Raw genomic sequence first — 22,220 nt, 5'->3', positions numbered from 1 at the left:
ATCGCCGGTTGTCAGCGCTACACTGCCAACGCATTCCATTGCAGCGGATTATTACCAGGTTTTACCAATGTTAAACTGGAACTGCTCCGCTTTGTCTCCATCGTATTTCTTGAACGGCTGGGCGTAGGAGAAGACCAACGGCCCCAGCGGTGACATCCATTGTAATGCGATACCTGCGGACATGCGAATGTTGCCCGGATCGCTGTAGTCCGGAACGCCCGCTGCACGCATCTGGGCGGTATTCTCCCAGTTGGTATCCCACACCGTACCTGCATCCATAAAGAAGGAGGTACGGACAGAGTTCGCGTACTTATCACTGATAAACGGCGTCGGCGTGATGAACTCGAGGCTCGCCACGGCCATGGCGTTACCGCCTACCGCATCATCAGAGCTACAGACTTGTTTTGAATCGCGGCTTGCGCAGTTATCTTCGTCATTACCGCCGTAGTAAACCGCTTTCGGACCAATGTTATTGGACTGGAAGCCACGAACGGTGCTTGAACCACCGGCGTAGAAGTTCTCATAGAACGGCAGCTCTTTGCTTCCGATACCGTCACCATAGCCCCAGCGGGTACGACCCAGTACGACCCACTTGTGGTCGTCATCAATTGGGAAGTAGGACGCCGTATCCAGCGTGACCTTGTAGAACTCGTTATCCGAGCCCGGGATCGTCACCTTACCGTTCAGGTTAACGCGTGAACCTTCCGTCGGGAAGTAGCCACGGTCAAGACGGTTGTAGGTCCAACCGTAGTTGAAGGTGAAGTCATCCGCGGCGAAACCGTTGTCATCGCTGGACGTACTTGCAGACTGACCGATGGAGTCCAGGTAACGCCACATCGCCACCTGCGGTTGCATGTTAGACAGGTCGTTATGCACGTACCCTAAACCTGCACGCAGGGTGTTGTATTCGTTAACCGGGAAGCCGAGCGTACCATCCAGACCGTAACTCTTGTTGGTATACGAGGAGAGGTCCGCGTCGTCTGCTTTAAAGTCGTTATAGAAGATACGACCACCCAGGCTTACACCGTCCACGGTGAAGTATGGGTTGGTAACGGAGAACTCAGAGTAGGTCTGGTAGTCGTTTTTCGTCCCGTTGATACCGACAGAGTAACCCGTACCCAGCCAGTTATCCTGCTGAACGCCGACCTGGAAGCTCACGCCACTTTCAGTACCGTAACCAATACCGAAGTTGAAACTACCGGTATTACGTTCTTTAACTTTATAAACAACATCCACCTGATCCGGACGACCTGGTACACGCTGAGTATCGGTATCGACCGTTTCGAAGTAGCCCAGACGGTTCAGACGCTCTTTACCCTGGTCGACCAGATCGCTTCCCAGCCATGCCCCTTCCATCTGGCGCATTTCACGGCGCAGAACGGAGTCTTTAGAGGTATCGTTACCTTCGAAGCGGATTTTACGCACGTAGAAACGGTTGCCCGCATCAACGTTAACGTGAAGCTTAACAGTCTTATCCGCGTCGTTAATTTCCGGCTGCGTTTGCACACGCGGATACGCATAACCATAGCGGCCGAGCAGCTTCTTAATGCTGTCTTCCATTTTGGTGACTTTAGATCCGCTATACAGATCGCCCGGCTGGATTTTGGTCAGAGATTCAATTTCAGCAGAATGTCCTGCCAGGTTGCCGCTGACTTCAACACCTGAAAGCGTGTATTTATCGCCTTCTGTGATGTTAACGGTAATGTAGATACCTTTCTTGTCCGGAGTCAGACTCACCTGAGTTGAATCGATGTTGAAACGGGCGTAACCGCGATCCAGATAGTAGCTGCGCAGGGTTTCAAGGTCACCCGCCAGTTTCTGTTTCTGGTATTTACGATCGCCTACCACGTTCCACCACGGCACTTCGTCACGCAGCTGGAAGTTGGAGATCAATTCGTCGGTGCTGAACGCGTGGTTACCCACGATGTTGATCTGCTGGATCTTCGCAGAAACACCTTCCTGGAAGACCAGTTTCAGGTCAACACGGTTACGTGGCAGCGGTGTAACAACCGCTTTAACGCTCGCGCTGTATTTACCGACGCTGTAATAGAAATCTTCCAGACCTTTTTCAATGTCTGCAAGGGTTGTGCGGTCCAGAGATTCCCCCACACGAACACCCGATGCCTCAAGGTTCTGCTTGAGCATGTCATCTTTCACCGACTTGTTGCCGGAGAAAGTGATGCTGGCAATCGTTGGACGTTCTTTTACCTGAACCACCAGCGTATCACCATCGCGCAGGACGCGGACGTCCTCAAAGTTGCCAGTGGCAAACAGAGCACGGATGGTGTTACTGATATCTTCATCATTAACCGTATCGCCGGGGCGCACAGGCATACTGAGGAGGGCCGCACCAACGGCGACACGCTGAAGGCCTTCGAAATGAATATCTTTCACTACGAACCCGTCAGCACCGTATACGGTCGCGCTGCTAAACAGCAGCGACGCTATGAGCAACTTTTTCATCGCCATCGTTATTATGCGTTCTTCCTAACTAACTCTCTTACAACCGAGAGAAATCATTGAAAAGTGCAAGCCCCATTAACAGCACCAGCAAAATCGAGCCAATGCGATAACTAAAGTCTTGAACTCGCTCGGATACCGGTCCGCCTTTTAGCTTTTCAATCGCTAAAAACAGCAGATGGCCCCCATCTAATACGGGAAGCGGGAACAGGTTGATTATCCCCAGGTTCACGCTAATCAGCGCAAGGAACATGAGATAGTAAATCACCCCGAACTCCGCTGACATCCCAGCCCCCTGAGCAATCGAAATTGGCCCACTGAGGTTGTTCAGTTTCACATCACCGGTTATCAATTTCCCCAACATGTTGACCGTAAGCTTCATCAGCTGCCATGTTTTATCCGTGGCCTCAACGATGGCGCTAAACGGCCCATACTGGCGTATTGTCTTGTACTCATCTGGCAGTGGGATCACTTTCGGCACAACGCCGGCAAACCCTTCCGCCTTACCGCCGCCCGATTTAGTATCCGGGGTGAGGGTCAGTGAGAGCGAACTCCCCTGCCTTTCCACTTCCAGCGCGAGCGGCTTGCCTGGATTATCGCGCACCAGAGTAACAAAGGTCATCCATTGTGTTAATGGCTGACCATCGACTTTAACGATCCTGTCACCCGCTTGTAAACCTGCTTTACTCGCTGCCGAATTAGACTGTACTTCGGCTAACACCGGCTCGATCTGCGCGCTGCGCGGGCGAATCCCCAATGTAGCGACTGGATCCTCTTTGTCTGGCTCAAAGCGCCAGTGGCGTAAATCCAGCACTTTTTCCTGCCGCTGGTCGGAACCGAAAGGCGATACGCTGACGGTTGTCTGCTCATCACCGATTTTCGCAACCAGTTGTAACCTCACGGCATCCCAATCAGGGGTTTCGATACCATCAATCGCTTTAAGTTCCATTCCCGGTGTAATTTGCGCCGTTGCCGCAATGGAACCCGTGGTGATTTCACCCACAACCGGGCGTACGCCAGGCACGCCGATAATAAACACCAGCCAGTAGGCGAAGATAGCGAAGATGAAATTGGCTACCGGTCCGGCAGCGATGATGGCAGCACGTTGGCCAACAGTTTTATTGTTGAACGCGCTATGTCGAAGTTCCGGGGCGACAGGCTCAACGCGTTCGTCGAGCATTTTGACATAGCCGCCCAGGGGGATCAGAGCAATGACAAACTCGGTGCCATGCTTATCGGTGCGCTTCCAGAGCGATTTGCCAAAGCCAATCGAGAATCGCTCTACCCGCACACCACAGCGCCGGGCAACCCAGAAATGGCCAAATTCATGCACGGTAATCAGTACACCCAATGCAACAATGAACGCCGCCAGATTCCAGAGAATGCTCAGCATAAAACCTTCCGTTATATCGTCCCAAACACCAGTAAAAGCAGGCAAGCAAATACGGGAACAGCCGCGGTAAGGCTGTCAATGCGATCCAGTATTCCGCCATGTCCTGGAATCAGGTGACCACTGTCCTTAATCCCTGCTTCACGCTTAAACATGCTCTCGGTTAAATCACCCAGTACCGATGCCAGCGCCGCGAAAATCGAACATACCAGCAGCGTGGAGGGGGCAACCTCAAGATTCGCCCAGACGCCATAGCCCCAGGAGATAATCGCTGCCGTAAACAGGCCGCCGATGAAACCTTGCCAGGTTTTGCCCGGAGAAACCTTTGGCGCCAGTTTATGTTTGCCAAACAGTTTACCAAACATATAGGCTCCGGAGTCAGCCCCCCAGACGAGAATCATCACATAAAGCAGCCATATTGCGCCGCTGTAGTGGTTTTCGTCATAGTGCCAGGCGCGCAGCGCAACCATACCCCAGAAGAACGGAACAATCGTGAGCAGACCAAAAATAAGGCGCAACACTTTAGAGTTACGCCAGATCGCCGCAGAGCCCGGGTAGAAAAGCACTAAAACAAGCGCAGCAATCCACCAGGCCAGCGATATCCATAAGGATCCGGCAACCAGCGGCTGGTGAACATCGTGATGATATTCAGGCAAGGTATACTGCATCAGGGCCAGTAAAAAACCACAGAGTACCGCCAGCCATACCCGCTGAGTACGCGAGGTAAAGCCGCTAAGCTGCCCCCATTCCCACGCGGCGAGCATACACACCACCAACGTAACAATAGCGAATCCCACCGGAGGCAGTAAAAACAGCGCTGCGATAACGACGGGTATTAATACAAAAGCGGAAATCAGGCGATACTTCAGCAAAAGCTACCCCCATCAGGCGTTATCGCCACCAGGCTCGGTGCCGCCGAAACGACGCTCTCGATTGGCAAAGGCATGCAGCGCACCTTCAAAGTCTTGTTCATCAAAATCTGGCCAAAGAACATCCGTAAAGTAAAGTTCAGCGTAGGCAATTTGCCACAGCAAAAAGTTACTTATGCGATGCTCCCCCCCTGTCCTTATAACCAAATCCACGGGAGCCAGTTCATTCATGCAGATTTGCTGACTCAGCGCCTCTTCATCAATCTGGTCGGGTCTTAACAGCCCTTCCTGAACCTGCTCAGCCAAATGCCGAACCCCCTGGATAATATCCCAGCGTCCGCCGTAATTCGCCGCGATATTGAGCGTCAGGCCGGTATTATTTTCCGTCAGCGCTTCAGCTTTGCGAATCCGTTCCTGCAAACGTGAGTTAAAACGACTGGTTTCGCCAATAATACGCAAGCGGACGTTGTGGCGGTGCAGGCTTTTTACTTCACTATCGAGCGCCCACACGAACAGTTCCATCAACGCAGTCACTTCTTGCGCAGGTCGATTCCAGTTTTCACTGCTAAAAGCATAGAGCGTTAACGCATCAATGCCGTTATTGGCGGCAAAAGAAACGGCGCGGCGAACAGATTTCGCCCCGGCTTTATGCCCAAAGGCTCGTATCTTCCCTTGTCTTTTCGCCCAGCGGCCATTGCCATCCATGATGATTGCAACATGGCGACAGCCATGTGCTGGCAAGTTTTCGCTTATTGGTTGATTCGCAGACAACATAACGCGTTTTTAGTCCCTGAAAGGATTTAACGGTACACAGGAATACTGAAGCCTATACATAAAAAAGCCGTGTCATACCACGGCTTACCTGACCACTTAAAGCCAAATACCTGCGATCAGGTGGCGCAGACTATATCACTGAAGCCCAACGCTAACAAATAGCACGACGACTAGTGCTTGCTTTATCACCAGCTTGCGAGACGTGTCACCTGTTTACGCGCAACAATACGTGCCTGTTCATCCACGGCCAGCACCTCTTCCACACTCTGCGGCTCACGCAAATCCATCATCTCCAGCACGGATAAATTCAACGCGGCGATATCAGTAAAGCGGATCTGCTGATTCAGGAATGCTTCAACGGTCACTTCATTGGCTGCATTAAGCGCCGTTGTCGCCGCCTGCCCCTGATCGAAGGCCGTCATCGCCAGTTTCAGGCAGGGATAACGGTCGTAATCAGGCTCGCTAAACGTCAGTGAACTCAGCTTGCAAAAATCGAGAGGCTTAACGCCCGATTTTACGCGGTTTGGCCACGCCATCGTATGAGCAATAGGCGTACGCATATCCGGCTCGCCCAACTGGGCCAGCACGCTGCCGTCCTGATAGCGCACCATCGAGTGAATCACCGACTGCGGGTGGATCAGCACTTCCATCTGTTTCGCCGACGCATTGAACAGCCAGCGAGCTTCAATGTATTCCAGACCTTTATTCATCATGGTGGCCGAATCGACGGAGATCTTACGCCCCATTGACCAATTCGGATGACGACACGCCTGATCCGGCGTCATTGCGCTCAATTCAGACAGTGGCGTTTCACGGAACGGGCCACCAGACCCGGTAAGCAGAATCGACACAACGCCATTCTGCTCCAGGTCAGCGTACCCCAGGTTTTGTTGAAAAGGTTGGGGTAAACTCTGAAAAATCGCGTTGTGCTCGCTATCGACCGGCAAAAGACGCGCCCCACGCTGTTTTACCGCCTCCATAAAAAGGCGTCCGCAGGTGACCAGCGACTCTTTATTTGCAAGCAGAACATCTTTTCCCGCATCAATAGCGGCAAGCGTCGGCAGAAGACCCGCCGCCCCGACGATTGCCGCCATTACCTGATCAACTTCATCAAGCGAGGCCATATCGCAAGCCGCCTGTTGCCCGCTGAGCACTTCGGTACGACAGCCCTTCTCCTGCAACAGCGCTTTCACCTGGCGGGCGCTCTCTTCATCATCCATCACCGCAAAACGAGGGGTAAACTCCATGCACTGTTCGACCATTCGCTGCACGTTTTTTCCGGCCACAAGTGCGGTCACGGTGTAGCTGTCGGGATTATGACGTACGACGTCGAGAGTGCTGCAACCGATAGAGCCGGTCGAGCCGAGGAGAGTGAGATGCTTCATGAGATGCCCAAAAGTTAGACCAGATAAAAGCAAAACGCCGCCAGCAAGACTCAATGTCCTTCTGAACGGCGTTTATCAGTGTATAGCGAAAATCAGAACTGCATCAGTTCCGCTTCTTTTTCTGCCAGCGCCGCATCAATTTTCTTGATCGCCGCGTCGGTCATTTTCTGAATGTCGTCCTGAGAACGACGATCGTCATCTTCGCTGATCTCTTTTTCTTTCAGCAGGGCTTTCACTTTATCGTTCGCATCGCGACGCACGTTACGCACGGAAACGCGACCCTGCTCTGCTTCACCGCGAACGACTTTGATCAGATCTTTACGACGCTCTTCCGTCAGCGGAGGCAGTGGAACACGAATATCCGCGCCCGCTGAGCTTGGGTTCAGACCCAGGTCAGATGCCATGATCGCTTTTTCAACGGCCGGGCTCATTGAGCGATCGAACACGTTGATTTTCAGGGTACGGGTATCTTCTACCGTCACGCTCGCCAGCTGACGCAGTGGCGTAGGCGTACCGTAGTATTCTACGATGATGCCATCCAGCAGGCTTGGGGAAGCACGGCCAGTACGGATTTTGCTGATTTGGTTTTTGAACGCTTCTACGCATTTGTCCATGCGTACTTCAGCATCTTTTCTGATGTCGTTAATCACGATACGAATCCTTGAAAACTTGTCTCAGGCAGACTATCCGCCAGCACAGCGCTACAGGTGTGCTAAGTATAGTCGCGTTTAATTCATGACAGCGCCAAAGGCGCGTCCAGGTAAGATACCACTACAAAGTAAAGCGGAATCTTACCTGTATTTATCGCCGACGGAAATTATTCCGTGATCAAAGTGCCTTCTTTTTCGCCCATCACGACGCGACGCAGCGCGCCAGGCTTGTTCATGTTGAAAACACGGATCGGCAGTTTATGGTCGCGAGCCAGCGTGAAGGCGGCAAGATCCATCACTTTCAGCTCTTTATCCAGCACTTCGCTGTAGCTCAGCTGATCGTACATGGTCGCGGAAGGATCTTTTGCCGGGTCGGCAGTAAACACGCCATCTACTTTGGTCGCTTTCAGCACCACATCGGCTTCGATTTCGATACCGCGCAGGCAGGCTGCGGAATCGGTGGTAAAGAACGGGTTACCCGTACCGGCGGAGAGGATCACCACGCGGTTGTTGCGCAGCAGGCTGATAGCCTCTGCCCAGCTGTAGTTATCGCATACGCCATTCAAAGGAATAGCGGACATCAGGCGAGCGTTCACATAGGCGCGATGAAGCGCATCACGCATCGCCAGGCCATTCATCACGGTTGCCAGCATCCCCATGTGGTCGCCCACTACGCGGTTCATCCCCGCTTTCGCCAGACCAGCACCACGGAAAAGGTTGCCACCGCCAATGACCACGCCAACCTGAATACCCAGTTCGACCAGTTCTTTGATTTCCTGTGCCATGCGATCAAGGATGCTTGCGTCAATACCGAAGCCTTCCGATCCTTGCAGCGCTTCGCCACTCAGCTTAAGCAGAATGCGTTTGTACACGGGTTTTGCATTGGTAGCCATGTTTCTTTCCTGAGACTGTCAACGATTAAGATGGGGTTAATTCTGGCGACATGATATGTCGCTAATCAGCACAGCGATACTGGAGCCTGTCTGATTTCGTGAGACGGGTGACAAAAAGAAGCCGCCCTCAGGCGGCTCCTTTTCAATCATTAAGACTGCTTGGACATGGCAGCAACTTCTGCTGCGAAGTCAGTCTCAACTTTCTCGATGCCTTCGCCCACTTCGAAGCGGATGAAGCCAGTCACGTCAGCGTTGTGCTCTTTCAGCAGTTGAGCAACAGACTTGCTTGGATCCATTACGAAAGGCTGGCCAGTCAGAGAAACTTCGCCGGTGAATTTCTTCATGCGGCCTTCAACCATTTTCTCTGCGATTTCTTTTGGCTTACCAGACTGCATCGCGATGTCCAGCTGAACCTGGTACTCTTTCTCTACCACTTCAGCAGACACGTCTTCTGGCTTAACGAATTCTGGTTTGCTTGCAGCGATGTGCATTGCCAGCTGTTTAACCAGCTCTTCGTCAGCGCCTTTAGCCGCAACCAGAACACCGATACGCGCGCCGTGCTGGTAAGAGCCCAGAACATCGCCTTCCAGGGAAGATACGCGACGGATGTTGATGTTCTCACCGATTTTAGCAACCAGCGCAACACGCTCTTCTTCGAACTGTGCTTTCAGCACTTCAACGTCAGTGATTTTGCCTGCAACCGCTGCGTCCAGAACTTTGTTAGCAAATGCCTGGAAACCAGCATCTTTAGCAACGAAGTCAGTCTGGCAGTTAACTTCCAGAATGATGCCGTAGTTGCCGTCGATTTTGGTGATGATCACGCCGTCAGCAGCAACGTTGCCTGCTTTCTTAGCTGCTTTGATCGCACCGGATTTACGCATGTTTTCGATTGCCAGCTCGATGTCGCCGTTCGCTTCGGTCAGCGCTTTTTTGCAATCCATCATGCCTGCGCCAGTACGCTCACGCAGCTCTTTTACCAGGGATGCGGTAATTTCAGCCATTCTTAAATCCTCGGGAGATGTGAACTGCCCGGCCGGGAGCCAAACAGTATAAATTGAAAAAAGGGGCCGATAATGGGCCCCTATTCATACACGGTACTAATAAGGGGTAAAACCTTATTATTCAGCTTCTACGAAGCTTTCTTCCGCCTGAGAAGCCAGATCCTGGGAACGGCCTTCACGAACGGTAGCAGCTACAGCGCTCAGGTACAGGCTAACAGCACGGATTGCGTCGTCGTTACCCGGGATAACGAAGTCAACACCGTCCGGATCGGAGTTGGTATCAACGATAGCGAATACCGGGATACCCAGGTTGTTAGCTTCTTTGATTGCGATGTGCTCGTGGTCTGCATCGATTACGAACAGCGCGTCTGGCAGGCCGCCCATATCTTTGATACCGCCCAGGCTGTTTTCCAGCTTGTCCAGTTCACGAGTGCGCATCAGCGCTTCTTTCTTAGTCAGCTTATCGAAAGTACCGTCCTGAGACTGGGTTTCCAGATCTTTCAGGCGCTTGATGGACTGACGAACAGTTTTCCAGTTGGTCAGCATGCCGCCCAACCAGCGATGGTTCACGAAGAACTGGTCGCAGCTGTTAGCAGCATCTTTCACAGCTTCGCTTGCAGCGCGCTTAGTACCAACGAACAGAATCTTACCTTTACGGGAAGAGATCTTGCTCAGCTCAGCCAGGGCTTCGTTGAACATTGGTACAGTCTTCTCAAGGTTGATGATGTGAACTTTGTTACGTGCGCCGAAGATGAAAGGCTTCATTTTCGGGTTCCAGTAACGGGTCTGGTGACCGAAGTGAACACCAGCCTTGAGCATGTCGCGCATGGAAACAGTTGCCATGTTTAAAACCTCTATATTGAAAGTTGGGGTTATGCCTCCACGTATCCCATATTACCGACCCCGAAGGGCACCCCGGAATATGTGCCGATACGTGTGTGTTGTTACACAAAGTGAGATTTGTCGCTCCCGTCCAGCCTGTGTATCTGAGATGGATCGGAAGTCCGGCGCGCTTTATATCACAAAACACGGCCAGAAACCAATAATTGTTGGCGGAGTGTGCTGTTAATGATTCTCAATTTGGCACGGGGTGCGCCTGACTGATACCATTGACAACACTTACACTAGTATTGTCGAAAAAATCGACACCGATGGACAGATTACATGGCTATCTCTATTAAGACACCTGAAGAAATTGAAAAGATGCGCGTCGCCGGTCGTCTGGCCGCTGACGTGCTTGAAATGATCGAACCGTTTGTGAAACCGGGCGTCAGCACCGGCGAACTGGATCGCATCTGTAACGACTATATCGTCAACGAGCAGCACGCGGTCTCCGCCTGCCTTGGCTATCACGGTTTTCCAAAATCCGTCTGCATCTCTATTAATGAAGTGGTTTGCCACGGCATTCCGGATGACGAGAAGCTGCTGAAAGATGGCGACATCGTCAACATCGACGTGACCGTCATTAAAGACGACTACCACGGTGACACCTCTAAGATGTTCATCGTTGGCAAGCCAACGATTCTGGGCGAGCGCCTGTGTAAAGTCACCCAGGACAGCCTCTACCTGGCGCTGAAAATGGTGAAGCCAGGCATCCGCCTGCGCACCATCGGCGCCGCAATCCAGAAGTTTGTGGAAGCGGAAGGTTTCTCCGTGGTGCGTGAATATTGCGGTCACGGTATTGGTCGTGTGTTCCATGAAGAACCGCAAGTTCTGCACTATGATGCAGACGACGGTGGCGTAGTGCTGCAAAAGGGCATGACCTTTACTATTGAGCCAATGGTCAACGCGGGCGATTACCGCATCCGTACCATGAAAGATGGCTGGACGGTAAAAACCAAAGACAGAAGCTTGTCTGCCCAGTACGAGCATACTATTGTGGTTACAGACAACGGCTGCGAAATTATGACGTTGCGCAAGGATGACACCATCCCGGCGATACTGACGAACATTGAGTGATAAGAAGCCGGCGAATGCCGGCTTTTTTAATGGCGATAGCTTTTTCTTATGGGTGGCGCACGATGAGTAATCTCTTACCCGAACAGTATGCTAACACAGCACTTCCCACCCTCCCCGACCAGCCTGACAACCCGGGCGTCTGGCCACCGCATGAGCTGACCTGCGCGCATATCAAATCCCATATGGCGGTTTTCCATCGCTGGCTGGGTAGCGCATTTGATGCAGGCGTCTCAGCCGAACAGCTCATTGAAGCGCGCACCGAATTTATCGACCAGCTCCTGCAACGTCTGTGGATCGACTACGGTTTCGGGCAGGTGAGCGACGTCGCGCTGGTTGCTGTCGGCGGATATGGCCGGGGTGAACTGCATCCGCTCTCTGATATCGACCTGCTAATCTTAAGCCGTAAAAAACTGCCGGACGATCGGGCGCAGAAAATCGGTGAGCTGTTGACCCTGCTCTGGGACGTGAAGCTGGAAGTGGGTCACAGCGTGCGCACGCTGGAAGAGTGTCTGCTGGAAGGGTTATCTGACCTGACCGTCGCCACCAATTTAATTGAAACCCGCCTGCTGATTGGCGACGTGGCGCTGTTCCTCGAACTGCAAAAGCACATCTTTAGCGACGGCTTCTGGCCTTCAGAAAAATTCTTCGCCGCGAAAGTCGAAGAACAAAACCAGCGCCACCAGCGCTATCACGGCACCAGCTATAATCTCGAACCGGATATTAAAAGCAGCCCCGGTGGCCTGCGCGATATCCACACGCTGCAATGGGTCGCCCGTCGCCATTTTGGGGCCACCTCGCTGGACGAAATGGTCGGTTTTGGTTTTCTGACCGAAGCCGAACGTAACGAACTCAACGAGTGCCTGCATCTGCTCTGGCGCATCCGTTTTGCGCTGCACCTGGAGGTCACCCGCTACGATAACCGCCTGCTGTTTGACCGGCAGCTTAGCGTGGCGCAGCGCCTGAATTACCAGGGCGAGGGCAACGAGCCGGTCGAGCAAATGATGAAGGATTTCTTCCGCGTCACTCGCCGCGTCTCTGAGCTGAACCAGATGCTGTTACAGCTGTTCGATGAGGCGATCCTCGCGCTGACGGCAGACGAAAAACCGCGTCCGATTGATGACGAATTTCAGCTGCGCGGCACGCTGATCGATCTTCGCGACGAAACGCTGTTCATCCGCGAGCCGGAAGCGATCCTGCGAATGTTCTATACCATGGTGCGCAACAGCACGATCACCGGGATCTACTCCACCACCCTTCGCCATTTACGCCATGCGCGGCGTCATCTGAAGCAGCCGCTGTGTTACATCCCGGAGGCGCGCTCGCTATTCCTGAGCATGCTTCGTCATCCGGGCGCCGTCAGCCGCGGTCTGCTGCCGATGCACCGACACAGCGTATTGTGGGCCTATATGCCACAGTGGTCGCATATTGTCGGGCAGATGCAGTTCGACCTGTTTCACGCCTATACGGTGGATGAGCACACGATCCGCGTCATGCTGAAGCTGGAAAGTTTTGCCAGAGAAGAGACGCGATCCCGCCATCCGCTGTGCGTTGATTTGTGGCCGCGCCTCTCTCACCCCGAACTGATCCTGATCGCCGCCCTGTTCCATGATATCGCCAAAGGTCGCGGCGGCGACCACTCCGTACTCGGTGCCCAGGACGTGCTGAAATTTGCCGAGCTGCACGGCCTGAACTCACGTGAGACGCAGCTTATTGCCTGGCTGGTTCGCCATCATCTGCTGATGTCGGTTACCGCTCAGCGTCGTGATATTCAGGATCCGGAAGTGATCAAGCAGTTCGCCGAGGAAGTGCAAACGGAGAACCGCCTGCGCTACCTGGTCTGCCTGACGGTAGCCGATATCTGCGCTACCAACGAAACCCTGTGGAACAGCTGGAAGCAGAGCCTGCTGCGCGAACTGTACTTCGCCACCGAAAAACAGCTGCGTCGCGGGATGCAGAACACCCCGGATATGCGCGAGCGCGTGCGCCACCACCAGTTGCAGGCGCTTGCCCTGTTGCGCATGGATAACATTAACGAAGAGGCACTACATCAGATTTGGGCGCGCTGTCGCGCCAACTACTTTGTGCGCCACAGCCCAAACCAGCTTGCATGGCACGCCCGGCATCTGCTGAAGCACGACCTGACGAAACCAATGATTCTGCTCAGCCCGCAGGCCACGCGTGGCGGAACGGAGATCTTTATCTGGAGCCCGGACCGGCCTTATTTGTTTGCGGCGGTCTGCGCCGAACTGGACAGGCGTAACCTGAGCGTTCACGACGCGCAGATTTTTACCACCCGCGACGGCATGGCGATGGACACCTTTATTGTACTGGAGCCGGACGGCAGCCCGCTGTCGTCGGACAGGCATGAGGGGATACGCTTTGGCCTCGAGCAGGCGATTACGCAGCGCAGCTGGCAACCTCCGCAGCCGCGACGTCAGCCAGCAAAACTGCGCCACTTTACCGTCGATACCGAGGTCAATTTCCTGCCGACCCATACCGACCGTAAATCGTTCCTTGAGCTGATTGCGCTCGACCAGCCAGGGCTGCTCGCCCGCGTCGGCCAGGTTTTTGCCGATCTGGGAATTTCGCTTCACGGCGCCCGAATTACAACCATTGGCGAACGAGTAGAAGATTTATTTATAATCGCGACGGCCGACCGGCGTGCCCTTAATAATGACCTGCAACTTGAAGTGCAACAACGGTTGACAGCAGCCCTCAATCCAAACGATAAAGGGTGACGTGTTTTTTAGTGAAATGGAAAGAGTAAACAATGCAGCAGTTACAGAACGTTATTGAGTCCGCTTTTGAGCGTCGCGCCGACATCACTCCGGCAAATGTGGATACCGTGACCCGTGAAGCGGTAAACCAGGTTATTTCCCTGCTGGATTCCGGCGCGCTGCGCGTGGCAGAAAAAATCGACGGTCAGTGGGTTACTCATCAATGGCTGAAGAAAGCTGTGCTGCTCTCTTTCCGTATCAACGATAACCAGGTTATCGACGGAGCAGAAAGCCGCTACTTCGATAAAGTGCCAATGAAATTTGCGGATTACGACGAAGCGCGCTTCCAGAAAGAGGGCTTCCGCGTAGTACCACCGGCAGCCGTTCGTCAGGGGGCATTCATCGCACGCAACACCGTGCTGATGCCATCCTACGTGAACATCGGCGCCTACGTTGACGAAGGCACCATGGTGGACACCTGGGCTACCGTCGGCTCCTGCGCGCAGATCGGTAAAAATGTTCACCTGTCCGGCGGCGTCGGCATTGGTGGCGTTCTGGAGCCACTTCAGGCTAACCCAACCATCATCGAAGACAACTGCTTCATCGGCGCACGTTCCGAAGTGGTTGAAGGCGTGATCGTCGAAGAAGGTTCTGTGATCTCCATGGGCGTGTACATTGGCCAGAGCACCCGTATTTACGATCGCGAAACCGGTGAAATTCACTACGGCCGCGTTCCAGCCGGTTCCGTTGTGGTTTCCGGCAATCTGCCGTCTAAAGATGGCAAATACAGCCTGTACTGCGCGGTCATCGTGAAAAAAGTGGATGCGAAAACGCGCGGTAAAGTGGGCATCAATGAACTGCTGCGCACCATCGATTAATCGGGTATAACAAAAAGCGGGGGCAACCCCGCTTTTTTTATATCCGAAGGTGGCGAAAATAGATTTTTTCGTTAATTATTCATAGGTTATGTTGAGATCAAGGGTACCGCTATGTACGATAATCTGAAAAGTCTGGGCATTACCAATCCTGATGAAATTGATCGTTATAGTCTCCGCCAGGAAGCCAATAACGATATTTTGAAAATCTATTTTCACAAGGACAAAGGAGAGTTCTTCGCCAAAAGCGTGAAATTTAAATACCCACGCCAGCGTAAGACCGTTGTCGCTGACGGTATCGGTCAGGGATATAAAGAAGTACAGGAAATCAGCCCTAACCTGCGCTACGTTATCGACGAACTCGATCAAATCTGCCAGCGCGATCGCAGCGAAGTCGATCTGAAACGTAAGATCCTTGACGACCTGCGTCACCTGGAAAGTGTTGTTACCCATAAGATCAGCGAAATTGAAGCTGATCTTGAGAAATTGACGCGTAACAAATGAGCCGTTTTATTGCCCGGTGGCGCTTCGCTTACCGGGCCTACGAACGCATGTAGGCCGGGTAAGGCGAAGCCGCCAGCCGGCAAAAAGCATCATCTTTGTTCATCCAGCTGCAACGCCACATACAGCAGTAGCCGGTCGTCAAAATTCCCTAAATCCAGCCCCGTCAGTTCCGAGATCCGGTTTAGCCTATACTCCAGCGTATTACGGTGAATAAACAGCGCTTTTGACGTTGCCAGCGGCTGCACGTTATGCCGGAACCACGCCTGCAACGTGCGGCGCAGCAGCCCGTTGTTGTCCATCGCTTTCAGACGCACAAGCGGGCGCGCCAGCTCGTTGGCCTGCCAGCCACCGCGCAAACTGTCGAGCAGGACCGGCAGCATCAGATCCTGATAGAAATAACTGCGGCTCTCCGGCATGCGCTGTTTACCCACCATCATGGTGGTGCGCGCCGTTCGCCATGAACGGGCGATACTTCCCGGCCCGGTAAAGTAATTTCCCAGCGCGACGCGAAAACGGAGCTGTCCGTTCTCCTTCATGCGCTCGATGAGCAGCTCAACGCGGCGACGATGATCTTCCGCGTCCCAGCGACCAAACTGATTAAGCGCAGGCTTGAGCACCACCATTTCCGTCAAAGAGACGATTGCCACCAGGTTGTTACGCTCCGGCGTCGCCAGCATATTTTGCAGCTGCTGTAGCTCCACCATGGCGCTGTCCACGCCAAGCTGGCCGCTATCCACCTCAATAACGGCGACCACGCGCGGCTGATTCAGGTCGATACCCAGACGCTGCGCCCACTCGCTCAGGGCAGGCGTGTGCTCCTCCGCCTGGATCAAATTCATCACCAGCTCTTCACGCAGGCGGCTGTCCTGGGCGAGCAGGTGCATCAGACGCGACTGCTCCAGCATCATCTCCGCCGTCATGCAGACCAGCTCGCCGTATTTACGCAGCGATTCAGGATCGCCGGTCAGACCGATAACGCCAACAATCTCTCCTTCCAGACGCAGCGGCAGGTTGATCCCCTGACGGACCCCGTGCAGATGTTTCGCCACGGCGTCATCAATGTCGACCACGCGCCCCTGAGAGAGCACCAGCAACGCCCCTTCGTGCAATTCACCAATACGCTCACGATCGCCGCTGCCGATAATGCGCCCTCGGGCGTCCATTACGTTGATATTGGTATCGATGATTCGCATGGTGCGCGCCACGATATCCTGCGCCATTTTGGTATCAAGATGCCAGCCAGCCATATAACCCTCCCGTGAGCAGAGCTCAAGCATAGGGAAGTTCAGCTAAGGCTGCATTGTGCAGATGCCCAAAGGCAGAGAGAGATGTATGGAGTTGTGGGAAAGGTCACAGAAAAGAGAAAGCCCCTGCGAACAGGGACTTAAGAAGATTACTGCATCAGGAGATAAATAGAGGTATCACCACGCTGAATATTCAGTGCCAGCACGGACGGCTTGCTGTCGAGAATTTTGCGCAGTTCAGCGATGTTTTTCACCGGCTGCTGGTTAGCGCCCATGATCACATCACCTTTTTTCAGGCCGATACGGGCAGCAGGTGAGTTCGCTTTCACGTTGTTCACCACCACGCCTTTATCTGCCCCTTTGTTGCTCATCTCAGCACCTTCAATACCGCTGAAGATGGTGCTGGAATCCACCTGATTCTGACTGCTCTGTTGCAGTTCCAGGCTCACGTTAACTGGCTTACCTTCACGCAGCAGGCCGAGGGTCACTTTACTGCCGATTGGCATAGAACCCACTTCCGCACGCAGGGCGGCAAAGCTGCTGATCGGTTTACCGTTCAGAGAGGTGATCACGTCACCCGCTTTAATGCCGGCTTTCGCCGCTGAAGAGTTCGGCATGACCTGGCTTACGAATGCGCCGCGCTGAGCGTCCACTTTCATCGCTTTCGCCAGCTCAGAGTTCAGCTCGGTCCCCATGATACCCAGCTCACCACGTTTCACCTGTCCATATTGCACCATCTGCGCAGTCAGGTTTTTCACCATGTTGCTCGGGATAGCAAAGCCGATACCGATGTTGCCACCGTCCGGTGCCAGGATAGCGGTGTTGATACCGATCAGTTCACCGTTCAGGTTAACCAGCGCACCGCCGGAGTTACCGCGGTTAATGGCCGCATCCGTCTGGATGAAGTTTTCATAGTTTTCCGCATTCAGGCCGCTACGTCCCAGCGCGGAGACGATACCCGAGGTCACGGTTTCGCCCAGACCAAACGGGTTACCGATGGCGACAGTGTAGTCACCCACGCGCAGCGCGTCAGAGTCGGCAAGCTTAATCGCCGTCAGGTTCTTCGGATCCTGAATTTGAATCAGCGCGATATCGGAGCGCGGGTCTTTACCGACCACTTTGGCATCGAATTTACGGCCATCGCTCATCTGAACCTTAATGGTGTTAGCATTATCTACCACGTGGTTATTGGTCACCACGTAGCCTTTCGCTGCATCAATAATAACGCCCGAGCCGAGTGCCATGAATTTCTGCTGCTGGCCGCCGCCCTGACCGTCATCCCCTGCGCCGCCGCCCTGACAGAACGGGGAGCTCTGGAATGGCGAACCGTCCTGGCAGAATGGCGAATTGTCACCGAAGAACTGCTGGAAATTACGCGGCATACGCGGCGTATTGACGGTTGTGCTGCCCTCAACGTTAATACTCACCACCGATGGCATCACTTTTTCGAGCATCGGGGCCAGGCTTGGCATCTGCTGTGCAGTCGCTGCCGAGGAAGCTGTCTCGGCCGCCGTCGCCAGAGGGGACAACGCTAAACCTAAACTCAGAGCCAGTGCACTCTTTGCTAATGTGGTTTTTTTCATGTTTCTCAATCTCGATTTACCAGATAACGCAAAATTGCTGTGTAACTCAGATTCGTTTTATACCGCTTAGTTCCGGGATTAAGTTTATGGAAAAAGTAAAAATTTATTGGTCGTCTTTACAAAACTCATGGCTTATTCAACGGCCATAAGCTTGCGGTATTCATCCCAGGCATACAAATCTGTCATCCCGCTGATATAGTCCTGGATAAGACGACAGCGATAATAATATTCCATGACTGGCCATTGGGAAGAATGACGATCTATTTTACTGACGGCCTCAATGTATGCCAGCCGGTGACGGGTTGAAAGCTTCTGATAGAGACGAGATTCAATCGGCAGGCGGCGAACACGTTCATTTTCGACCAGCTCGCAAAACTCATCGACCGTCAGCTGGAGCAGCGGGCCATAAATTTCCAGCAACCCGCTGATAACCCGGTATCCTTGCAGCTCCAGCTGTTCGACATCCGGGTGGCTGAAAACATGGCGAACAGCCACGTTTTTATATAATTCAAGCAGCTGACTAAAACTGCTCTCATCTTCCAGCAGGGCGTGATTAAATTCCCCGCTAAATATCATCGGCAAATTATCAATGAAACGGGCGGCCGCATACGGCACCAGTTTATTCAGCGTATTGACCCTCAAATACATAAAGAACTGATCTTCGGTACTGCGGCTCAGCGAATTTGAACGCGATTTATCCCAGGCATTCTCGACGACCTGTGCAAACAGAGAACCTTTTTCATGCTCTCCCCAGGCATCGTGAAGATGCTGATACAGCTCCTCGACGCTGAATATTCTTTTTTCCACTGCGTCTTCCAGATCGGCCACGCAATAAGAAATGTCATCAGCCGCTTCCATAATCCACGTCAATGGAAAACGGCCATTCGGCGTTAGCGAAAGTTCTTTACGCAACCGTTCAATGTACGCTTCTTCCGACAGGTAATAGCCCGGTTTTTTCATCAGGTAGCTATGGGTGGCAGGCGTTTCCCCCATCCACCACGCGGGACGCGTGTATTTGAGAATACAGCCCACCTGCGCCCAGGTCAGATTCATGCGCATCAGGGAGTGCACCAGACGGATCCCCTGCGCGTTACCTTCGAAATGACACAGATCCTGACGCACCTTGCGACGCAGATCGTTCAGGCTATCTTCGCCCTCACGCAGGCGTAAATCGCGTACCACACAGCGGTCATCGCTGAGCGGCTGGCTTATGGCGTCAGAGGGAAAAAGCCGCTGTTTAAACCAGTCATTGATGGCGGCCTCGCCGAAATGACCAAAGGGAGGATTGCCGATATCGTGCATCAGGCAGGCCATCTCAACGATGCTTTCGAACGGCCCGGTCAGTTCATCCAGCCCGTAGGTTTCCAGCAGACGTTGCTCTTTAAGACGGCTGAGGATCTCTTTTGCAATGTAGCGCCCCACCTGCTGCACTTCCATGGAGTGCGTTAACCGCGTACGCACCGCGGCGTTACGCTCCAGCGGGAACACCTGGGTTTTTTGCTGTAACCGGCGGATGGCGGGCGAATTGATGATGCGTCCGCGATCGCTTTCAAAAATGCGCAGGATCTCATGTTCGCTCTTATCGCCCTGTGGCGAACGGAAACGTCGGTGCCAGTTAATTTTGGTGCGAAAATCGATTGGTGCCATGTGCTCCCCCGCGTGAGAATGCGTTTCCCCTTAACCGCATGATAGACTATGCATCTTAACAAGGCACATCGCGAGTAAATCTATGAAAATCGGCATTATTGGTGCAATGGAAGAAGAAGTTACGCTACTGCGTGACAAAATTGAGAACCGTCAGACCCTCTCCCTTGGTGGCTGTGAGATCTACACCGGCCAGCTGAACGGCGTTGACGTGGCTCTGCTGAAATCAGGCATCGGTAAAGTTGCAGCGGCACTGGGCGCGACCCTGCTGCTTGAGCGCTGCAAGCCTGACGTTATCATTAATACAGGTTCGGCGGGCGGTCTGGCGCCGACGCTGAAAGTAGGCGATATCGTGGTTTCCGACGAAGCGCGTTACCACGATGCAGATGTCACCGCATTCGGCTACGAATATGGTCAGCTTCCGGGCTGCCCGGCCGGGTTTAAAGCGGATGATAAGCTGATTGCCGCCGCTGAAAGCTGCATTAACGAGCTGAACCTCAATGCGGTGCGTGGCCTGATCGTCAGCGGCGATGCCTTTATCAACGGCTCTGTTGGTCTGGCGAAAATCCGTCATAACTTCCCGCAGGCTGTGGCCGTTGAGATGGAAGCCACGGCCATTGCGCACGTGTGCCATAACTTCAGCGTGCCGTTCGTGGTCGTTCGCGCGATCTCTGACGTGGCGGACCAGCAGTCCCACATCAGCTTCGACGAGTTCCTGGCCGTTGCGGCCAAACAGTCCACCGTGATGGTGGAAACCCTGGTGCAGAAACTGGCGCGTGGGTAAGGTGTCATTCAGGGCGCTGGTCGCCCTGCTTCTGCTCGCCCCGGCCTGGCTCATCGCCGCGCCGCGGGTGATCACACTCTCCCCTGCCAATACGGAACTGGCGTTTGCCGCCGGGATTACGCCCGTTGCGGTGAGCAGCTTTTCCGATTATCCACCGCAGGCCGCCCAAATCGAACAGGTTGCCACCTGGCAGGGAATGAACCTGGAACGCATCGTGGCGCTGAAGCCCGATCTGGTTCTTGCCTGGCGCGGTGGTAATGCCGAACGACAGGTGAACCAGCTCTCTTCGCTGGGAATAACGGTAAAATGGGTAGATGCGGTGAGCATCGAACAGGTGGCGCAAACCCTCCGGGACCTCGCGCCCTTCAGCCCTACCCCCCAACGCGCCGAGCACGCTGCACAGCAGATGCTCAACGACTATGCTGCGCTAAAAACCCGATACGGCACGCAACCGAAACAACGCGTTTTTCTGCAATTTGGCAGCCAGCCGCTGTTCACTACCGGGAAAGGTTCGATCCAGAACCAGGTGCTTGAGATCTGTGGAGGTGAAAATATCTTTGCCGAAAGCCGGGTCCCCTGGCCGCAGGTCAGTCGTGAGCAGGTTCTGGCGCGACAACCGCAGGCCATTGTGGTGGTCGGAAATGCGAGCGAGATTCCTAAAATAGAACAATTCTGGCATCGGCAGCTTAAAATTCCGGTCATCGCACTCAACAGCGACTGGTTTGAACGCGCCAGCCCGCGTATTATCCTCGCCGCAAAACAACTCTGCGCCGAACTGGCAGAGAGTCACTCAAACAGATAAATACCCTATTCGAGGATTTAACGATGCTCGTGTATTGGCTGGATATTCTTGGCACAGCCGTTTTTGCTATCTCCGGCGTTTTGCTTGCCGGAAAACTACGCATGGATCCTTTTGGCGTACTGGTGCTCGGCGTCGTTACGGCGGTAGGCGGCGGAACGATTCGCGATATGGCGCTGGCAAACGGCCCGGTATTCTGGGTAAAAGATCCAACGGATCTGGTGGTGGCGATGGTCACCTGCCTGTTAACCATCGTGCTGGTTCGTCAGCCTCGCAGACTACCAAAATGGATATTGCCAGTGCTGGATGCCGTCGGTCTGGCGGTCTTTGTGGGAATAGGCGTGAATAAAGCCTTTATTGCCGGGACTGGCCCGCTGGTGGCGATCTGTATGGGCGTGTTGACCGGCGTGGGCGGAGGGATTATTCGCGACATTCTGGCGCGAGAAGTCCCGATGATCCTGCGAACGGAAATCTACGCGACGGCCTGTATCATCGGGGGGATTGTTCACGCCACGGCGTATTATACCTTTGCTGTCCCGCTGGAAAACGCGGCGATGCTGGGGATGGTGGTAACGCTGGTGATCCGTTTAGCGGCGATACGCTGGCACCTGAAGCTGCCGACGTTTGCACTGGATGAAAATTCAAGATAGGTGTCGTTTATAAGCCCGGTGGCGCTTCGCTTACCGGGC

The 22,220-nt window shown here is 53.7% G+C and carries 19 protein-coding genes; 7 read left to right on the top strand and 12 right to left on the bottom strand.

The features are described 5' to 3' along the window. Positions 1-51: 51 nt before the first annotated feature. The 9 genes from bamA to rpsB all read right to left on the bottom strand — a co-directional run bounded on the left by bamA (position 52) and on the right by rpsB (position 10,265). Complete coding sequence (bamA, locus tag ACQG03_RS04080; protein ID WP_022647109.1) at positions 52-2,469, bottom strand: outer membrane protein assembly factor BamA; 2,418 nt, start codon at positions 2,467-2,469, stop codon at positions 52-54. 31 nt (positions 2,470-2,500) lie between these two features. Beyond that, positions 2,501-3,853, bottom strand: coding sequence for a sigma E protease regulator RseP (gene rseP, locus ACQG03_RS04075; RefSeq protein WP_022647108.1), 1,353 nt, complete (start codon positions 3,851-3,853; stop codon positions 2,501-2,503). Between the two features lie 11 nt (positions 3,854-3,864). After that, positions 3,865-4,722: a phosphatidate cytidylyltransferase gene (cdsA, locus tag ACQG03_RS04070; RefSeq protein WP_063163119.1), complete on the bottom strand. Its 858-nt coding sequence runs from the start codon at positions 4,720-4,722 to the stop codon at positions 3,865-3,867. A gap of 12 nt (positions 4,723-4,734) precedes the next feature. Further along, complete coding sequence (ispU, locus tag ACQG03_RS04065) at positions 4,735-5,493, bottom strand: (2E,6E)-farnesyl-diphosphate-specific ditrans,polycis-undecaprenyl-diphosphate synthase (protein WP_003856176.1); 759 nt, start codon at positions 5,491-5,493, stop codon at positions 4,735-4,737. Between the two features lie 185 nt (positions 5,494-5,678). Then, positions 5,679-6,878 carry a 1-deoxy-D-xylulose-5-phosphate reductoisomerase gene (ispC, locus tag ACQG03_RS04060; protein ID WP_023299367.1) on the bottom strand — a complete coding sequence of 400 codons (1,200 nt, stop codon included), beginning with the start codon at positions 6,876-6,878 and terminating at the stop codon, positions 5,679-5,681. 92 nt (positions 6,879-6,970) lie between these two features. Further along, positions 6,971-7,528 (bottom strand): ribosome recycling factor, encoded by a 558-nt coding sequence (frr, locus tag ACQG03_RS04055; RefSeq protein WP_003856180.1) that lies wholly within the window; start codon positions 7,526-7,528, stop codon positions 6,971-6,973. A 167-nt stretch (positions 7,529-7,695) separates the two neighbouring features. Next, positions 7,696-8,421 carry a UMP kinase gene (gene pyrH, locus ACQG03_RS04050; protein ID WP_008501910.1) on the bottom strand — a complete coding sequence of 242 codons (726 nt, stop codon included), beginning with the start codon at positions 8,419-8,421 and terminating at the stop codon, positions 7,696-7,698. 149 nt (positions 8,422-8,570) lie between these two features. Continuing rightward, positions 8,571-9,422, bottom strand: a complete 852-nt coding sequence (tsf, locus tag ACQG03_RS04045) for a translation elongation factor Ts (RefSeq protein ID WP_015572722.1) — start codon at positions 9,420-9,422, stop codon at positions 8,571-8,573. Between the two features lie 117 nt (positions 9,423-9,539). Further along, complete coding sequence (gene rpsB, locus ACQG03_RS04040; protein ID WP_022647105.1) at positions 9,540-10,265, bottom strand: 30S ribosomal protein S2; 726 nt, start codon at positions 10,263-10,265, stop codon at positions 9,540-9,542. A 321-nt stretch (positions 10,266-10,586) separates the two neighbouring features. Between rpsB and map the strand changes: the two genes are divergently transcribed. The 4 genes from map (at position 10,587) to ACQG03_RS04020 (ending at position 15,477) form a co-directional block, all read left to right on the top strand. Then, entirely contained in the window at positions 10,587-11,381 is a 795-nt protein-coding gene (gene map / locus ACQG03_RS04035) for a type I methionyl aminopeptidase (protein ID WP_022647104.1), read from the top strand. A gap of 62 nt (positions 11,382-11,443) precedes the next feature. Continuing rightward, a complete protein-coding gene (gene glnD / locus ACQG03_RS04030) occupies positions 11,444-14,119 on the top strand; it encodes a bifunctional uridylyltransferase/uridylyl-removing protein GlnD (RefSeq protein WP_032676702.1) in 2,676 nt (891 codons plus the stop codon). Positions 14,120-14,151: 32 nt separating this feature from the next. Further along, complete coding sequence (dapD, locus tag ACQG03_RS04025; RefSeq protein WP_003856214.1) at positions 14,152-14,976, top strand: 2,3,4,5-tetrahydropyridine-2,6-dicarboxylate N-succinyltransferase; 825 nt, start codon at positions 14,152-14,154, stop codon at positions 14,974-14,976. A 111-nt stretch (positions 14,977-15,087) separates the two neighbouring features. Further along, positions 15,088-15,477 (top strand): DUF3461 family protein, encoded by a 390-nt coding sequence (locus ACQG03_RS04020; protein ID WP_022647102.1) that lies wholly within the window; start codon positions 15,088-15,090, stop codon positions 15,475-15,477. An 89-nt stretch (positions 15,478-15,566) separates the two neighbouring features. Here the strand turns inward: ACQG03_RS04020 and ACQG03_RS04015 are convergent, their stop codons facing one another. From ACQG03_RS04015 to dgt, 3 genes are all read right to left on the bottom strand, one after another. Continuing rightward, complete coding sequence (locus ACQG03_RS04015; RefSeq protein WP_003856217.1) at positions 15,567-16,724, bottom strand: CdaR family transcriptional regulator; 1,158 nt, start codon at positions 16,722-16,724, stop codon at positions 15,567-15,569. Between the two features lie 146 nt (positions 16,725-16,870). Further along, entirely contained in the window at positions 16,871-18,304 is a 1,434-nt protein-coding gene (degP, locus tag ACQG03_RS04010) for a serine endoprotease DegP (protein ID WP_426726079.1), read from the bottom strand. Between the two features lie 132 nt (positions 18,305-18,436). Continuing rightward, complete coding sequence (dgt, locus tag ACQG03_RS04005) at positions 18,437-19,951, bottom strand: dGTPase (protein WP_023299363.1); 1,515 nt, start codon at positions 19,949-19,951, stop codon at positions 18,437-18,439. Positions 19,952-20,033: 82 nt separating this feature from the next. On the opposite strand from dgt, the gene mtnN reads away from it, so the two are divergent. Genes mtnN through ACQG03_RS03990 form a run of 3 tightly spaced genes read left to right on the top strand, consistent with a single transcriptional unit; the run spans position 20,034 to position 22,181 of the window. Continuing rightward, positions 20,034-20,732, top strand: coding sequence for a 5'-methylthioadenosine/S-adenosylhomocysteine nucleosidase (gene mtnN, locus ACQG03_RS04000; RefSeq protein WP_003856223.1), 699 nt, complete (start codon positions 20,034-20,036; stop codon positions 20,730-20,732). Continuing rightward, positions 20,725-21,534 carry a vitamin B12 ABC transporter substrate-binding protein BtuF gene (btuF, locus tag ACQG03_RS03995; RefSeq protein ID WP_022647099.1) on the top strand — a complete coding sequence of 270 codons (810 nt, stop codon included), beginning with the start codon at positions 20,725-20,727 and terminating at the stop codon, positions 21,532-21,534. Before mtnN ends, btuF begins: the two co-directional genes overlap by 8 nt. Positions 21,535-21,557: 23 nt before the next feature. After that, positions 21,558-22,181 (top strand): TRIC cation channel family protein, encoded by a 624-nt coding sequence (locus ACQG03_RS03990; RefSeq protein ID WP_003856227.1) that lies wholly within the window; start codon positions 21,558-21,560, stop codon positions 22,179-22,181. Positions 22,182-22,220: the final 39 nt, after the last annotated feature.

It is taken from the genome of Enterobacter cloacae complex sp. 342H5, from assembly GCF_050030905.1.
GTDB lineage: Bacteria > Pseudomonadota > Gammaproteobacteria > Enterobacterales > Enterobacteriaceae > Enterobacter > Enterobacter intestinihominis.
This window is presented reverse-complemented; position numbering and strand designations above follow the sequence as displayed.

Excerpts from the sequence above, each read along its gene's own strand:
- bamA (WP_022647109.1), bottom strand. The coding sequence starts at position 2,469 with ATGGCGATGAAAAAGTTGCTCATAGCGTCGCTGCTGTTTAGCAGCGCG.
- rseP (WP_022647108.1), bottom strand. The coding sequence starts at position 3,853 with ATGCTGAGCATTCTCTGGAATCTGGCGGCGTTCATTGTTGCATTGGGT.
- ispU (WP_003856176.1), bottom strand. The coding sequence starts at position 5,493 with ATGTTGTCTGCGAATCAACCAATAAGCGAAAACTTGCCAGCACATGGC.
- ispC (WP_023299367.1), bottom strand. The coding sequence starts at position 6,878 with ATGAAGCATCTCACTCTCCTCGGCTCGACCGGCTCTATCGGTTGCAGC.
- pyrH (WP_008501910.1), bottom strand. The coding sequence starts at position 8,421 with ATGGCTACCAATGCAAAACCCGTGTACAAACGCATTCTGCTTAAGCTG.
- tsf (WP_015572722.1), bottom strand. The coding sequence starts at position 9,422 with ATGGCTGAAATTACCGCATCCCTGGTAAAAGAGCTGCGTGAGCGTACT.
- rpsB (WP_022647105.1), bottom strand. The coding sequence starts at position 10,265 with ATGGCAACTGTTTCCATGCGCGACATGCTCAAGGCTGGTGTTCACTTC.
- map (WP_022647104.1), top strand. The coding sequence starts at position 10,587 with ATGGCTATCTCTATTAAGACACCTGAAGAAATTGAAAAGATGCGCGTC.
- glnD (WP_032676702.1), top strand. The coding sequence starts at position 11,444 with ATGAGTAATCTCTTACCCGAACAGTATGCTAACACAGCACTTCCCACC.
- dapD (WP_003856214.1), top strand. The coding sequence starts at position 14,152 with ATGCAGCAGTTACAGAACGTTATTGAGTCCGCTTTTGAGCGTCGCGCC.
- ACQG03_RS04020 (WP_022647102.1), top strand. The coding sequence starts at position 15,088 with ATGTACGATAATCTGAAAAGTCTGGGCATTACCAATCCTGATGAAATT.
- ACQG03_RS04015 (WP_003856217.1), bottom strand. The coding sequence starts at position 16,724 with ATGGCTGGCTGGCATCTTGATACCAAAATGGCGCAGGATATCGTGGCG.
- degP (WP_426726079.1), bottom strand. The coding sequence starts at position 18,304 with ATGAAAAAAACCACATTAGCAAAGAGTGCACTGGCTCTGAGTTTAGGT.
- dgt (WP_023299363.1), bottom strand. The coding sequence starts at position 19,951 with ATGGCACCAATCGATTTTCGCACCAAAATTAACTGGCACCGACGTTTC.
- mtnN (WP_003856223.1), top strand. The coding sequence starts at position 20,034 with ATGAAAATCGGCATTATTGGTGCAATGGAAGAAGAAGTTACGCTACTG.
- ACQG03_RS03990 (WP_003856227.1), top strand. The coding sequence starts at position 21,558 with ATGCTCGTGTATTGGCTGGATATTCTTGGCACAGCCGTTTTTGCTATC.